Annotated in this window: 14 protein-coding genes and 1 pseudogene; 7 read left to right on the top strand and 8 right to left on the bottom strand. The window is 74.4% G+C overall.

What is annotated here, in order from left to right; translation table 11 throughout:
* The first annotated feature begins 12 nt into the window (after nucleotides 1–12).
* The 3 genes from def (at nucleotide 13) to IF30_RS0120860 (ending at nucleotide 3,158) form a co-directional block, all read left to right on the top strand.
* Complete coding sequence (gene def / locus IF30_RS0120870; protein WP_030240615.1) at nucleotides 13–558, top strand: peptide deformylase; 546 nt, start codon at nucleotides 13–15, stop codon at nucleotides 556–558.
* A gap of 40 nt (nucleotides 559–598) precedes the next feature.
* Nucleotides 599–1,543, top strand: a complete 945-nt coding sequence (fmt, locus tag IF30_RS0120865; protein WP_030240610.1) for a methionyl-tRNA formyltransferase — start codon at nucleotides 599–601, stop codon at nucleotides 1,541–1,543.
* Between the two features lie 181 nt (nucleotides 1,544–1,724).
* A complete protein-coding gene (locus IF30_RS0120860) occupies nucleotides 1,725–3,158 on the top strand; it encodes an RsmB/NOP family class I SAM-dependent RNA methyltransferase (RefSeq protein WP_030240609.1) in 1,434 nt (477 codons plus the stop codon).
* A gap of 412 nt (nucleotides 3,159–3,570) precedes the next feature.
* On the opposite strand, the gene IF30_RS0120855 is transcribed toward IF30_RS0120860, so the two are convergent.
* The 6 genes from IF30_RS0120855 to IF30_RS0120830 form a co-directional block, all read right to left on the bottom strand.
* Complete coding sequence (locus IF30_RS0120855) at nucleotides 3,571–4,023, bottom strand: hypothetical protein (RefSeq protein WP_030240608.1); 453 nt, start codon at nucleotides 4,021–4,023, stop codon at nucleotides 3,571–3,573.
* Nucleotides 4,024–4,210: 187 nt separating this feature from the next.
* On the bottom strand, nucleotides 4,211–4,570 hold the full coding sequence (locus tag IF30_RS41740) for a sulfurtransferase TusA family protein (protein WP_078891558.1): 360 nt from the start codon (nucleotides 4,568–4,570) through the stop codon (nucleotides 4,211–4,213).
* Between the two features lie 43 nt (nucleotides 4,571–4,613).
* Nucleotides 4,614–5,090, bottom strand: a complete 477-nt coding sequence (locus tag IF30_RS0120845; protein ID WP_030240603.1) for a MarR family winged helix-turn-helix transcriptional regulator — start codon at nucleotides 5,088–5,090, stop codon at nucleotides 4,614–4,616.
* Nucleotides 5,091–5,169: 79 nt separating this feature from the next.
* Nucleotides 5,170–5,523, bottom strand: a complete 354-nt coding sequence (locus IF30_RS0120840; RefSeq protein ID WP_030240601.1) for a DUF6204 family protein — start codon at nucleotides 5,521–5,523, stop codon at nucleotides 5,170–5,172.
* A 91-nt stretch (nucleotides 5,524–5,614) separates the two neighbouring features.
* Entirely contained in the window at nucleotides 5,615–6,280 is a 666-nt protein-coding gene (locus IF30_RS50265; RefSeq protein WP_051710738.1) for an ester cyclase, read from the bottom strand.
* Nucleotides 6,273–7,007 carry an SDR family oxidoreductase gene (locus IF30_RS0120830; protein WP_030240593.1) on the bottom strand — a complete coding sequence of 245 codons (735 nt, stop codon included), beginning with the start codon at nucleotides 7,005–7,007 and terminating at the stop codon, nucleotides 6,273–6,275. The genes IF30_RS50265 and IF30_RS0120830 overlap by 8 nt, the downstream gene beginning before the upstream one ends.
* A gap of 125 nt (nucleotides 7,008–7,132) precedes the next feature.
* On the opposite strand from IF30_RS0120830, the gene IF30_RS0120825 reads away from it, so the two are divergent.
* Nucleotides 7,133–8,074, top strand: coding sequence for a LysR family transcriptional regulator (locus tag IF30_RS0120825; protein WP_051710719.1), 942 nt, complete (start codon nucleotides 7,133–7,135; stop codon nucleotides 8,072–8,074).
* Between the two features lie 655 nt (nucleotides 8,075–8,729).
* Here the strand turns inward: IF30_RS0120825 and IF30_RS41735 are convergent.
* Nucleotides 8,730–9,419, bottom strand: coding sequence for an alpha/beta hydrolase (locus IF30_RS41735; protein ID WP_051710717.1), 690 nt, complete (start codon nucleotides 9,417–9,419; stop codon nucleotides 8,730–8,732).
* 32 nt (nucleotides 9,420–9,451) lie between these two features.
* On the bottom strand, nucleotides 9,452–9,751 hold the full coding sequence (locus IF30_RS47985) for a hypothetical protein (protein ID WP_158835306.1): 300 nt from the start codon (nucleotides 9,749–9,751) through the stop codon (nucleotides 9,452–9,454).
* A 755-nt stretch (nucleotides 9,752–10,506) separates the two neighbouring features.
* Here IF30_RS47985 and IF30_RS0120805 point away from each other — a divergent pair.
* The 3 genes and pseudogenes from IF30_RS0120805 to IF30_RS0120790 form a co-directional block, all read left to right on the top strand.
* Nucleotides 10,507–12,081, top strand: a complete 1,575-nt coding sequence (locus tag IF30_RS0120805) for a PQQ-binding-like beta-propeller repeat protein (RefSeq protein ID WP_158835303.1) — start codon at nucleotides 10,507–10,509, stop codon at nucleotides 12,079–12,081.
* 211 nt (nucleotides 12,082–12,292) lie between these two features.
* On the top strand, nucleotides 12,293–13,102 hold the full coding sequence (locus tag IF30_RS0120800) for an alpha/beta fold hydrolase (RefSeq protein WP_030240573.1): 810 nt from the start codon (nucleotides 12,293–12,295) through the stop codon (nucleotides 13,100–13,102).
* 537 nt (nucleotides 13,103–13,639) lie between these two features.
* A pseudogene (locus tag IF30_RS0120790) lies at nucleotides 13,640–14,185 on the top strand (hypothetical protein); the annotation flags it as partial.

Genomic DNA, 14,185 nt, shown 5'->3' with positions numbered 1-14,185 from the left:
AGCCCGCACCCCGTGGCGATCCAGCCGATCCGTCTCTTCGGAGACCCCGTCCTGAGGGCCACCGCCCAGCCGGTGACCGTGTTCGACAAGGAACTGCGCAACCTCGTCCGCGACCTCACCGAGACCATGCTGGACGCCCCCGGCGCCGGCCTGGCCGCGCCCCAACTCGGCGTCTCCCTGCGGGTGTTCACGTACCACGTGGACGGCGTCACCGGGCACCTGATCAACCCGGACCTGTCGCTGAGCGAGGACGAGCAGGAGGGCCCCGAAGGCTGCCTCTCACTGCCCGGTCTGCGCTACGACACCAGACGCGCGTACGGCGTGGTGGCCAAGGGCTTCAACATGCACGGCGACCCGGTCACCCTGGAGGGCACCCGACTGCTCGCCCGGTGCATCCAGCACGAGACCGACCACCTGGACGGCATCATCTTCATCGACCGGCTTGACCGCGAGCAGCGCAAAGCCGCGCTCAAGGCGATCCGCGAGGCGGACTGGGACGGCGGCCCGGCGCCGGTCGTCAAGGTCTCGCCGCACAGCACCTTCGGCGCCGCGCGCTGAGCTCGCGTTCTCCCGACTCCGTTCCGCAGAAAGGCACTTGATGCGTCTCGTCTTCGCCGGCACCCCCGAGGTCGCCGTTCCCGCCCTGGACGCCCTGCTCGCCTCCGACCGGCACGAGGTCGTCGCGGTGGTCACCCGCCCCGACGCCCCGGCCGGCCGCGGCCGCAAGCTGGTCGCCAGCCCCGTCGCGCAGCGCGCCGAGGAAGCGGGGATCGAGGTCCTCAAGCCGGCGAAGCCCAGCGACCCCGAGTTCGTCGCCCGGCTCACCGAACTCGCCCCCGACTGCTGCCCCGTGGTCGCCTACGGCGCGCTGCTGCGCCCCGGCACCCTGGAGATCCCCAAGCGCGGCTGGGTCAACCTGCACTTCTCGCTGCTGCCCGCCTGGCGCGGCGCGGCCCCCGTCCAGCACGCGGTGCTCGCCGGCGACGAGGTCACCGGCGCGTCGACCTTCCTGATCGAACAGGGCCTGGACTCCGGCCCGGTGTACGGGGTGATCACCGAGGAGATCCGCCCGACCGACACCAGCGGCGAACTGCTCACCCGGCTCTCGCTCTCCGGCGCCCGGCTGCTCGCGGCCACCATGGACGGCATCGAGGACGGCTCCCTGCACGCCGTGCCGCAGCCCGCCCAGGGCGTCACCCTTGCGCCGAAGATCACCGTCGAGGACGCGCGCATCGACTGGAACCACCCCGCGCTGCGGATCGACCGCGTGGTGCGCGGCTGCGCGCCGGCACCGGGGGCGTGGACGGAGTTCCGCGGCGAGCGGCTGAAGGTCACCGGGCCGGTCAGGCTCCTGCCGGAGTCGGCCGAGCTGGCTCCCGGCGAGGTGGCGATGGCCGGCAAGAACAGCGTCCGGGTCGGCACCGGCAGCCACGACATCGAGCTGGGCGAGGTCCGCCCGCAGGGCAAGAAGGCCATGCGGGCGGCGGACTGGGCCCGCGGGGCCCGGCTGGAGGCGGGGGAGCGGTTCGGGGGCGAGGGCTAGGGGACCGGGGGCCCCGGGGGCGCCGGGCGAACCGGGGCTCCGGCGGCGCCGGGTGAACCGGGCTCCCTCCGAGGGCGGCCCGGGATGCGAGGCCGACCCGGGCTCCGAGGCCGACCGCCGGGTCACGCGTTACTGTTCGTTCGAGATCTTCCGATAACAACCGCAGCACTTTGAGGCACCTGTGACCACCCCCAGCGCCAACCGCGCCCCCCGCCCGCACCGCCGCCCGAAGAAGGACCCGGCCCGGATCGTCGCGTTCCGCGCCCTGCGCGCCGTCGACGAGCGCGACGCGTACGCCAACCTGATCCTGCCCTCACTGCTCCGCGAAGCCGAGCAGAAGGGCATGGACCGGCGCGACGCCGCCCTGGCCACCGAACTCGTCTACGGCACCCTGCGCCTGCAGGGCACCTACGACGCCGTCATCGCCGCCTGCATCGACCGGCCGCTCAGCAAGGTCGACCCGCCGGTGCTGGACGTGCTCTCGCTCGGTGCCCACCAGTTGCTCACCACCCGCATCCCGAGCCACGCCGCCGTCTCGGCGACCGTCGAACTCGCCCGGGTCGTGCTCGGCGACGGCAAGGCGAAGTTCGTCAACGCCGTGCTGCGCCGGATCAGCGCCCGCGACCTGGACGCCTGGATCGAGCAGGTCGCCCCGCCGTACGACCAGGACGCCGAGGACCACCTGGCGGTCGTCCACTCGCACCCGCGCTGGGTGGTCTCCGCGCTCTGGGACTCGCTCGGCCGCTGGCAGCCCGACGCATCCGGACGCAGCGCGATCGAGGACCTGCTGCGGGCCGACAACGAGCGGCCCGAGGTCACCCTCGTCGCCCGGCCCGGCCGTGCCACCGTCGGCGAACTCGCCGACGCGCTGCCCGAGGGCAGCCCGGGACGCTGGTCCCCGTTCGCCCTGCGGCTCGCCGAAGGCGGCGACCCGGGCGCCGTCGCGGCGGTGCAGGACAACCGGGCCGGCGTCCAGGACGAAGGCAGCCAGCTGGTCGCGCTCGCCCTGGCGAACGCCCCGCTGGAAGGACCGGACCGGATCTGGCTCGACGGGTGCGCCGGACCGGGTGGCAAGGCGGCGCTGCTCGGAGCACTGGCCGCCGAGCGCGGGGCGGCACTGGTCGCCAGCGAGAAGCAGCCCCACCGGGCCCGCCTGGTGGCACGGGCGCTGCAGGGCAACCCCGGCCCCTACACGGTGATCGCGGCGGACGGAACCCGCCCGGCCTGGCGGGCCGGCGGATTCGACCGGGTGCTCGTCGACGTGCCGTGCTCCGGACTGGGCGCACTGCGGCGCCGCCCCGAGGCGCGCTGGCGGCGCCGCCCGGCGGACGTCGCGGCCTTCGGGCCGCTCCAGCGGGACCTGCTGCGCTCCGCCATCGAGGCCACCCGGGTCGGCGGCGTCGTCGGCTACGCGACCTGCTCGCCGCACCTGGCGGAAACCCGGGCGGTCGTGGACGACGTGCTGCGTGAGGAGGCCGGGCGGCTCGAGTGGATCGACGCGCGTCCGCTGCTGCCGGGCGTCCCGGCGCTCGGCGACGGGCCGGACGTGCAGCTGTGGCCGCACCTGCACGGGACGGACGCGATGTACCTGGCACTGCTGCGGCGGACGGCGTGAGGGAGGCGGGGCTTCGGCCTCGCTCGTCGAGGGCGTTGGCTGAGGGGCGCCCGGGGACGGGTGCCCACTGAGGGGCGCTCGTTGAAGGGTGCCCGCTGAGGGGCGCTTGCACCTCCCGTGGGGGGAGGGAGGCGGCAGGGCGGTGGCCGTGAACGGTGACGAGACGTACAGCATCGGTGAGGCGGCCCGGCGGGGCGGGGCGGGGCGGGGCCGGGACCGGCAGCGGGGTCGGCGGTCGGGGGCCGGTTCGCCGGTGTGGCACGCTCGTTGACGCCGGAGCTGCCGGAGGCCCCGTCGGGCGAACAGGTCGAAGCCCGGGTGGAGTTGGCGCAGTTCGCGCAGTTCGCGCAGTTGGCGCGGGGGCTCGGGCGGGCGGTGGTTGGGGCGGCGAGCCGGCCGCCGCGGGTGGCGTCTACGGCTGCGCCGGGGGCGGACAGGGGAGGCTGGTGAGGAAGGCGTGGGCCTGGGCGCGGAGGTGGTCGACCGGTGGGTCCTCGCAGATCACCTCCAGGCCGAGCGCGGTCGTCTGGTCCCAGTGGAAGTAGGACTGGTAGGCGAGGTACGGCCGGTGGCCGTCGGTAGGGTCGAGCCCGACGGCGAAGGTGGCGAAGCGGGTCAGCTCGCGCCCCGTCCTCGCGAGCTCGGTGCGGGAGAGCTGCCATTCGAACTCGTACGGCTCGGGTTCCGCGGGCAGGTCCAGGAGGGCCTGGGCGAGCTGGCGGACCTCGTCCGGGTTCGCGAACGGGAGGCGCTCGGAGCCGTGGGGCGTGGCGGCGAACAGCTCCCAGTCGTCGCCGTTGTGACTGACGGTCAGTGCCCACTGGCCGTCCTCGTTGTGCCAACGGCAGTGGAGGGTCGGGTCCATGCTGGTCAACCTCCCTGTGGTTGTCGGCCGTTCGTCTCCTCATCGTGGCACACCGGGCGGCGGAGGGAAGTCGGGAGTGAGCCGTTCTCGGGCCCGTTGCCAGGCCTTCTGGAGGGGCGGTAGGCGAGAACGGTCAGGGGGGAGCGGTGAGTGTCGGCTGTCGGCTGTGGGTTGCGCGGGGGCGCGGTCAGTCGGCGGTGTGGGCCGGGTGCCAGGGGCGGTCGGGGCGGGTGCGGACGGGGGCGGAGGTGAGACGCAGGGCGTGGACCTCGTGGTCGGCGCCCTCGGGCGGTACCTGGCCGAGGTAGGTGTGGCCGGTCAGGTGGCACCAGGCGGGCAGGTCGAGCGGGGCGGCGGGGTCGGTGGTGTGGATGTGGACCACCGCGCCGGCCGGGAGGTGTGCGATCCGGGCGCGCAGGCGGAGCAGGAGCTGGACGCAGAGCAGGCCGGTGCCGTCGACGGTGAGGTCGGGGACCGGGGTGGCCGGTCCGGTGGCGGGTCCGGCGGTGGAGTCGGTGGTGGAGTCGGTGCGGTCGGGGGCGGTCATCGAGGTGCCTCCAGGGGCTCGGGGCTGTCCCGGCCGGCGGTGTTCAGTCGAGCCGCTGGCCGGGGGCGGTGCCGCCGAGGCGCGTGAGCAGGGCGGAGAGACGGGTGAGGTCGTCAGCGTTCCACTGGTCGGCCGCGAAGTGCTCGGCGGCGACCTGGCGGGCGGTGTGCAGCATCTCGGCGAGGCGTTCGCGGCCGGTCGGGGTCAGGGCGGCGTACGCGACCCGGGCGTCGCGGGCGGCGGCCTCGCGGGTGACCAGGCCGATCCGCTCCAGCGGTGCGAGGCCCCGGGTCACGCCGGAGGCCGTGAGACCGAGGGCCTCGGCGAGGTCGACCCGACGCATCCTGCCGCCCGGGGCCTGGGCCAGGTGGAGCAGCATGGTGAAGTCGGACAGGCTCACGCCGTGGAGACCGCCGAGGCTCGCGTCGAACCGTTTGACCACGGCGGTCTGGGCGCGGACCAGCCGTAGGGCGGTGTCCAGCGGGTCGGGGCCCGGGCTCGTCCTGGCCTGCTCTGTCATTGCCACCTCCTTGACCGCTCAAGCATATCGCGCCGGGAAAGCGGTCAAGGAGGAGGCGTAGGGGGAGGGGGTGGGCGGGTCAGCGGGCGGTGGCGGCGCGGCGCTGTCGCTTGCCGAGCGGTGCCTGGGAGAGGTCCTCGGCCTGGGAGCGGAGGTTCTTGAAGCCGTAGCCGCGCTCCGTCAGCCAGCTCCGTGCCGCCTGCTCGGCCCGTTCGGTGGCCTCCAGGATGTCCTCCTCGGCTTCGCCCTCGTCGAGGAAGCGAAACGTGAACGCGGCCCGCGTGGGGAGGTCGTAGCTGAGGTGGCCCTCGCGGGTGAAGGCGGCGCGCAGCACGTCGTGCCGGGGCGCGGCGCTGACGAGCTCGGCGCGCTGGTTCTCGGTGAGGCCGTCGAAGACGCCGCGCACCGTGATGCGGAAGGTTCGGTTGGTCATCCCCCGACGATAGGCAGGACGGGCGGCCGACCGCCAACGCGATTTCGGAGCGTGCCGGTCGGCCTGGCGTCTCTGCCGGCGGGGTGCGGCGTCAGCCGTTGACGCCCAGCTGGGCCAGCAGGGCCGTGTTGTCCTCGATGTGCCAGTCCTCGACGATCCGGTCGGTGCCGACGTGCTGGATGTCGATGGCGTTGAACTCCACCTGCCGGCCGGTGCCTTGGACGCCCTGGAAGGTACCGGTGAAGTGGCCGCGGAAGACCAGCCGGGCGGTGATCTTGTCACCGGTGACCAGTACGTCGGACAGCTCGCAGGTCAGATCCGGCACGGCGCCCCGGAAGGTCCGGGAGGCGAGCGCCGGGCCGGTCGGGCCCTGCGGGCGACCGGGCGGCAGCGTGTTGTCCCGGAACTGCGGACTGATCGCCGCGTCCAGGTACTTCTGCCGGCCGGTGTTCCAGAACGTGTACAACTGCTGGGCCAGGTGGACCTCCTGGGCTGCGCGGCGGGCACCGATCGAGCGGTCCACGGTGAGTGCCTTCGGCTGGACCAGGTCGGGCGAACGGTCGACCAGGCGCTCCGGCCAGGACCGCGGGGCCTGGTGACGGCCCGCGTCCTGGGCGGCGGTGGGGGCGGCCGGGCGGACGGGAGCGGCTGAGGCGGTGCCGCCCAGCAGGGCGGCCGTGGCCGCGGCGACGGCGGCCGTACGGAGCAGGACGCGCGCGCGGGCGGTGGACGACGCGGTGGGGCGGGACTCAGACAAGGCGGCCACCCCCGTCGACGTGCAGCACGGTGCCGGTGACGTACGGGTTGTCGATCGCGTAGAACACGGCCTTCAACAGGTCGTCGGGGCTGCCCACCCGGCGGGCGGGGTTGCGCTCGGCGACCCCGCGCAGGAAGGCCTCCTTGTCGACGCCGAGGCCGTCCCAGGAGCCGGTGTCAACGATGCCCGGGGAGACCGCGTTGACCCGGACCGGTGCGATCTCCACCGCCAGGGCCTGGACCAGGAAGGCCAGCGCGCCGTTGGTCGTCGCCATCACCGTGCGACCGGGGGCCGGGCGCCAGGCCGCCACACCGGAGAAGAAGGTGAACGAACCGCTCCCGGACACCTGGCCGGCCAGGTGCTTGGCCAGCAACAGCGGTCCGATCACCTTGGCGGAGAACGCGCGCTGCACATCGGCCGCTTCGAGGTCCTTCAGCGGACCGTTGGCCGGCATCGCGGCCGTGGAGACCAAGTGGTCGAACCCGCCGGTGCGGGCGGCGAAACCGGCGATCGACCGCTCGTCCGCGAGGTCGATCGCCGCGACCTCGGACGGGCCCGCCAGCTCGCCCGCCGTCCACTCCAGCTTGCGCGGATCCGGGCCGGCCAGCACGAGCTCGGCGCCGGCGGCCGAAGCGGCCTTCGCGAAGGCCCGGCCGGTGCGCGAGCCCGCGCCCACCACGACGATCCGGCGGCCCCCGAGGGCGGCGCTGCGCGACAAATCGGACATGGGAGTACTCCTCTGCAGGTGGATCGGCCGCCTGCTGCTGGTCGCGGCGGCCACCCCATGACCCTCCCTTGAGCTGCGGTGATGAGTCCAAGGCTTCTTTTCTACCCCGACGATAAAATCTGCTCATGGCAACCCTTCGGCAGCTGGAATACCTGGTCACGGTGGTCGACACCGGCTCCTTCACCCGTGCGGCCGAGCAACTGCACGTCACCCAGCCCGCGCTCTCCCACCAGGTCCGCGCCCTGGAGAAGGCGGTCGGCGGCCCGCTGCTCGAACGCCTGCCGCGCGCGGTGCGGCTCACCCCGATGGGCCGGGCGGTTCTGCCGCACGCCCGCGCAGCGCTCGCCGAAGCGGAACGCCTGCACACCGTCGCCCGACGCACAGCCGGCCTGGAGGAGGGAGAGCTGGAGGTCGCGGCCGTCTACTCCGTCAGCCTCGGCATCCTGCCGCCAGTACTGCGGGCCTGGCGGCGTCGCCACCCCGGCGTGCGGATCCGGCTGCGCGAATATCCGCACGCCGACCGGCTCCAGGCCGCCATGGCCGCCGGCCGCGCCGACGTCGCCATCGGCCCAGCCCCGAACGACTGGGAAGGGCCGATCCGCGAACTCGGCGTCGAGGAGTTCGCGGTCGTCCTGCCCGGGGACGACCCGCTCGCGGACAGCCCGACCGGCGCGGTCGCACTCGCCCGACTCGCCGACCGGGCCTGGGTCCACTACGCCCCCGACAACGGCCTCGCGGACCTCCTCGACCGCGTCGCCGCCCGAGCCGGCTTCCACCCCCGGGCCGCGATCCGCGCCGAACAGACCTCCGCCGCACCGCTGCTGGCCGCAGCCGGACTGGGCCCCGCCCTGGTGCCGGCCAACATCATCCCGCCGCACTTCGACGGTGCCGTGCTCCGCCCCGACCCTCCGATTCGCCGCACCCTCACCGCCTACACCCGGACCCGCCCCGACTCCCTCACGGTGGCCTTCGCCGACCTCCTCGCCGAACAGGCGAAGGTGAATCCGCCGGGCCTCCCAGGGGCGGGGACGGCTGGAGGCACGGAGCGCGAGGGGTGCGGAGGGTAAGGGTGGGGAGCGTGAAGGGGAGGAGGGGTGAGGGGCCGGGGATGTGAGGGGCCAGGGATGTGAGGGTCTGCTGGGGCTGACGTCCGGGGGTTGGGGACGGAGTGGTCGGCGGGTGGTCGGGGCCCGGCACGCGGGGGGCCGGCCGGGCCGGGCCGCACGCCGGGGGCGGATGGGATCGGTGGGCAGTCGGCGTGCCGTTGGGCGGGAGGCCGAGGTGGCCGCGGAGGGCTTGGGGGTGGCGCCCGGTCGGCGTGGTGTGGGTGGTGCGGGTCATGATGGGGCTCCCTTCTCGACAGCCCGGGTGGCTGCCGTGCCGGTTGCTCCAAGGCTGATCGATCCGACCCGTATGCACATGTGCCGATCGGCAGGATTTCGGCGGCAATGCGGCGGAAAGCGGCGGGAGTTCGGCGGCCTTCCCTGCCGATCGGCAGGGAAGGCCCGGGGAGTTCGGCGCCGCTGCCACTGCTGCCGCTGCTGCCACCGCGGCCGCCACGGGAGGGCGGCCGCCCGACCGTCGTCGATCCCACCGCACCGGCCGCCGATCGACGCCGCGACCGCATCGCCCGGATGCGGGTCAGTGAGTGGGGGCAGTGCGGGCAGTGCGGGCGGTGCGGGCAGTGCGAGGAGCGCAGTGCGAGCAGCGCGGGCAGCTCCGCTAGCTCCGGGTGGGGAGGCGGGTGCAGACCGAGCCGGTCGCGAGGGGGGCGGGTGCCGCGTTCAGGGTGGCGAGGGTGAAGTCGGTGGTGAGGGTGCTGATGTCGCGGGCTTCGCGGAGGAGGTAGTGGTTGGCGCCCGGGGCCTCGTAGCGGGCCAGGTCGGGGGTGACCTGGCGGGCGCGCAGCGCGTACTCCAGGGACTGGGTGGCGTTGGCGGCGCTGTGGTCGCCGGTCCCGTGGACGATCAGCACGCGTCGTCCGGCCAGTTGGTCGACCGGGTCGCCGCTGGGCAGCCAGGGGGCGATTCCGGCGACACCGGCGACGGACGGATGACCGGCGCACCAGAAGGCGGCGCGGCCGCCGAGCGAGTTGCCGATCAGGACCACCGGCGCGCCCGGGTACCGGCGGGCGAGTTCGTCGAGGGCCCAGCGGGTGTCGACGGCGGTGTCGGCGTCGGCCCCGTTCCAGCCGCTGTAGCGGTAGCGCAGCAGGTGCACGGCGACCCCGTGGGGCCGACCGCGGTCGGTGAGTTCCGCGGCGAGGTCCCGCAGGCCCAGTTCGGCGACCTTCAGCGGTCCGCTGCGGCTGCGGAGGAATCCGCCCGGAAGTAGCAGGGCGACGCCTTCGACCGGCTCGTCCCCCTGGCGAGGGGTCAGCTCGGCGGTGCGCGGACGCTGCGCTCGGAACACGCGAAATCCTTCCTGATGTGTACAGGCGGATTCTACGGTTCCGTCGGCGGGCCGTGGTGCGCGAGCAGGGACCAGAGCACCCAGCCGGTCACCCGCGTGCGCACGACCATGACCTCGGCCCAGCGGGCGCCGAGCGGTGACGTCCAGGTGTCCATGACCTCCACGGTGTCGCCGGAGCGGGCGAGGCCGATGACGCTGCCGCCGCCGAAGGGGTCGATCCGCACGTTGGCGGCGTTCGCGGAGACCTCCCACCAGCCCGCACCGGCCTCGCGGGGCCGGTCGTGGCCGGGCGTGACGGCTGCCGGGACGAGCAGGATCGTGACGGAGATCACGGCGGCCGTCGTCCGGCCGATCACGGCCACGGGAGCCTCGGCGCGGCCTGGAGCGCTGTCCGGTGTGCCGCCTGCCGTGGGTCCTGGTGTGCGTCGCGGTGTGCGTCCTTGTGTGCGGAGGGTGGCGGAGGGGTGGAGAGCGGGGGAGTCATGTACGGCAGAACGAGCCGACCCGGCGTGTACGTACTGCCGGGCGGGGAGGCTCACCCGGTCGGGCGAGCGCGTGGTGGCCGGGCGGTGCGCGGTCGGGCCCGTTGCGCGGCCAACTCGCATGTCGTGGGAGGTGGTTGGAAGCTGGAGGCGGATTCGGTGGGCCCCGCGCCTCGCCTTGGCCTCCTTATCCCGTCCTCACCGCTGCGATCAGGCGGCTGCCGTTTCGCCCTGCGTGCCGTCGCCGAGAGGCCGGAGGCCGATTGACGGGCCGAGGGCGTCGGTAACGCCCCGCTCAGGCACGACCGGCGCCGGGGAGCGGTCGCGGCCCATGCGTCCGGACCGGCAGCGGTGGGAGGCGGCCGGGGGCGGAGAGGAGGGGCCAATATTGTCCCCTTATCGCTCTGGCCTCGGCAGAGTCCGGTACACCACCGAGGCAGGTCAGGGCGATCCGTCGGCGAACTCCGGGCCTCTCATGGCCTCTCATGTGCAGGTGATGGCCGGGGTTTTCCCTGCTCTTTGTTTCGGATCATGGCGGCCTCTGCAACGATCCGAAGATCGTTGCCTCGTCGCGGTGGGCGGCGCGTCGCAGGGGAGAGACCGGCATGGCCGTTGGGCCCGAGGACAGGGTCGTCCGGGCGGGGTGGGGTGCCAGATTCGCCTGGAACAGCCGGGCCAACTGGAACAGCTGGAACGGCTGGAACAAGGGGACCTGGCTGGTGGTCTCCGGTGGAGTGCTGGGGGCCATGTTCGTCAGCATGGGGCTGGCGGTGCTCTTCGGGCCGGCGAACGGCTTCGGCGGCGACAGCCTGGCGTACATGGGCGCGATCAGCATCCTCGGCCTGATGCCGTGCGGCGCGGGCTTCGTCTGGGCGCTGATCCACCCCAGGCACGGTCTGCCGTCGGCCGTCGTCGGGGCGCTGCTGGGACTGGCGGTCTTCGTCTCCTTCGCCGGGGACGGCCTCAACGACTCCTGGAAGGCACCGCTGGACCGGCCGTCCACGACCCGCGCGGTCGGCAGCTGGACGGCCGGGGACCTGGTGGTGCGGGTCCGGCCCGACGTCGTGGTGGCGTACCGCAGTGCCACCGGCGCGGTCGTGTGGCGGTGGACGCCCCCCGGAGAGGACTCGGTGTGCGCGATGAGCCGGGGGACCGGGCAGGCCGGCGGAGCGGACGGGTCCGCCGGGGCCGGGGCCGGGGTCTGGGTCGGGGTCGGGCTGATCGGGCACTCTCCACATGACCGGCCGTGCTCCGCGGTGACCTCGCTGAGCCTCGCCGACGGCAAGGAGGGCTGGACCGCCGCCGTCGACGCGCCGGCCCGCGACGGCGACGCGGCCGCGCCGGACGTGGTCGCCGTCGCCGGACAGCACGCCGTCCTGCAGGAGAAGGGCGGCTGGCGGGCGGTACGCCTGACCGACGGCAGCGACGTCTGGCGCGGCACGGCCGATGCCGGCTGCTCCCCGCTGCAGGTCGCGGCCGGGGTGCAGGACGTGGTCACGGTCGCGCAGTGCGGCGAGGCGGCGCCCGTGCTGCGGTCGCTGGCGGCCGCCGACGGGCAGGAGCGGACACGGATCGCCCTGCCGGCGGCCGGCGGGCTGAAGAACCTCGCGGTGGTGTCGGTCGACCCGCTCGCGGTGTGGGTCGACGCCCAGGGCGAGCGCGGCACCCACGCGGTGCTCAGCTACGACCGGGCCGGGCGGCAGCGGGCCTCGATCCCGGTCGCCGGGGACGAGTACGACCTGGACGTGATGCTGGGCGGCCTGCACGCCTTCGACGAGTTCGACGCCCGGCCGTTGTTCGGCGGGGTGGTCGTCGGCGACCTGTTCATCGTGCCGGGCGAGAAGCCCGGGGACGTCACCATCAGCGGCGGCACGCACCCGAGCCGCAGTGCGACGGGCCGGCTGGTCGCGTACTCGCTCACGGACGGCGGGCAGCGGTGGACGGCGGCCCTGGACGACCAGGTCACCGGGGTGGCGGTGGACGGGACCTCGGTGTGGGCGATGACCCGCGGCCGGATCGCCCGGGTGGACGCGGCGACCGGGCGGCGGACCGCGGAGCTGGACGTGAACGGCACGGCGTCGCTGTACCCGGTGGACCTGTCGGTTTCGGGGCGGGAGCGCTTCACGGTGGTGGCGGAGGACGGGACGCGGGACGAGCCGCCGGTGCGCGGGATGGACTGAGCCTCCGCCGGGCGAGGGGCGAGGGGCGGGCGGCGAAGGCCGGGCGGGTGGGGGCGGAGGACGGCGGGTGAGGGTCGTGCGCGGGTTGCCGGGGCCGGGCCGCCTGCCCTCGTCACGGACCGTGACGGCGGCTCCGGCCGGGCGGACCTGAGCCTTCCAGACGGGTGTGTCAGGCTGGTGGGGGAGCACCGCCGAGATCGGGAGACTCGTGATGGCCGAGATCAGGGTGAACGGGGTGGCGCTGCACTACGAGGTCCACGGTGAGGGCCCCGGCGTCGTCCTCGTGCACGGCTCGTGGAGCGACGGGGACTCCTGGGCCCGGGTGGTGCCGGGCCTGGCGGAGTCCGCGACCGTGGTCGCCTACGACCGACGCGGGCACAGCCGCAGCGAGGACCTGCTCACCCAGGGTTCGGTGTACGAGGACGCGGCCGACCTGGCCGGGCTGATCCACGGGCTCGGCCTCGCGCCGGCCTTCGTCTACGGGGACTCCTACGGCGGCCTCGTCACGCTCCGGCTCGCCTCTGCCCGCCCCGACCTGCTCCGGGGGATCGCCGTGCACGAGCCGCCCGGCTCCGGCATCCTGCTCGCCGACCCGGACCTGCGCCCGATCGGCACCGCCTTCGCCGACCGGATCGCCGCCGTCCGCGAACTGCTGGAACAGGCCGAATCGGCCGCGGCCGCCGAACTGTACGTGAACAGCCTCGCCTTCGGGCCCGGAGCGTGGGAGCAACTTCCCGCGCCGATCCGGCACACGTACATCCGCAACGCGCCCACCTACCTCGACGAACTGCGCGACCCGGACGCGCTCGACCTCGACCTCGCCGCGCTGGCCCGGTTCACCGAACCGGCCCTGCTGACGCAGAGCGACGACAGCGCGCCGATGTTCGGGGAAGTGCTGGACCTCATCGACCTCAGCCTGTCGAAGGCCGAACGGCATCTGTACACGGGGGCCGGACACGCTCCGCACCTGTCGCAGCCGGAGGAATGGGTGCGGGTGGTCCTCCCGCGCGTGCTGGACTGAGCAGCGCGACGTCGGCGTGAGGGGCGAAGGGACCGGCGCGGGGGGCGAAGGGGCCGCCGGGGAGGTGAAGGGGACCGGAGTGGGGGCGCAGGGGACCGGCGTCGGCGACCGTCGTAGCGGTTGAAGGGGCGTCAGGCTGGTCGGCCCGGAAGTCCGGTCGGACCGGCCCGGGACCGCCCGCCTTCTGCGCGCCGCCCCCCGCGGCCCGATTCCGGACGGTGAGGATTCGATCCTGATCGAATCCTCACCCGAATGCTCGCCATCGAAGTGCCCCGGGGCGCAGGCTACTTCCGTGACCGCGTCAGCACGGACGCGGCGCGAGCGGAAGGACGAACATGACGAGCACGCGCGGCCGCATCGCCGCCCTGCTGGGCGCCGTCGCGGTGGTCGCCGGCACCGCCCTGGCCACCCCCGCCGCCGCCTCGGGAAGCCCCGCCGCCGATGCCGCGGCCGACCTGGCCCGGCCCGGCGGCGGGATCACCGGGCAGGCGCCGTGCCCGGACGCGCGCGCTCCAATGCCCGGGCCTCCAGGAGGACATGGGCTCCTCCGACCTCGCCGTGCCGCGCAGGCAGTCCATCGCCGACTGCGCCGCCGCCCTCGGCCCCAACGCCCGCCACTACGGCACCGCGGACACCGTCGCCGACATCGACCTGCTGCGCCGCGCCCTCGGCGACCAGCGGCTGACCGTGGACGGCGTCTCGTACGGCACCGTCCTGCGCGCCGCCTGCCAGGCCACCGGCTGCACCACCGACCCGGCCGCCGACCTCGCCGCCACCGTCCGGCAGTACGGCAACGGACCGCAGATCCTGGACGCCCTCACCAGCTACGAGTTCACGGACCCGGACTACGGCGGCGTCCCGGAGGCGCTGCACGAGGCCGCCGCCGGGCAGCCCGCGAAGCTCCAGGCCTTCATCGACACCGTCCACCAGGGCGACGCCGCCCCCGCCAACCTGCTCAGCCAGGGCCTGCACGCCGCAACCGTCTGCGCCGACTCGCACTTCCCGTGGGGCACCACCGACACCCCCGTCGCGAGCCGCCCGGCGGCCCTCGAACGCACCCGGCAGCGGCTGACCGCCGAACAG

The organism is Streptomyces sp. NRRL S-350 (assembly GCF_000719705.1).
In the GTDB taxonomy this organism is placed as follows: Bacteria; Actinomycetota; Actinomycetes; order Streptomycetales; family Streptomycetaceae; genus Kitasatospora.
Note: the sequence above shows the minus strand (reverse complement) of the source record. Positions and strands in the feature narration are given on the sequence as shown.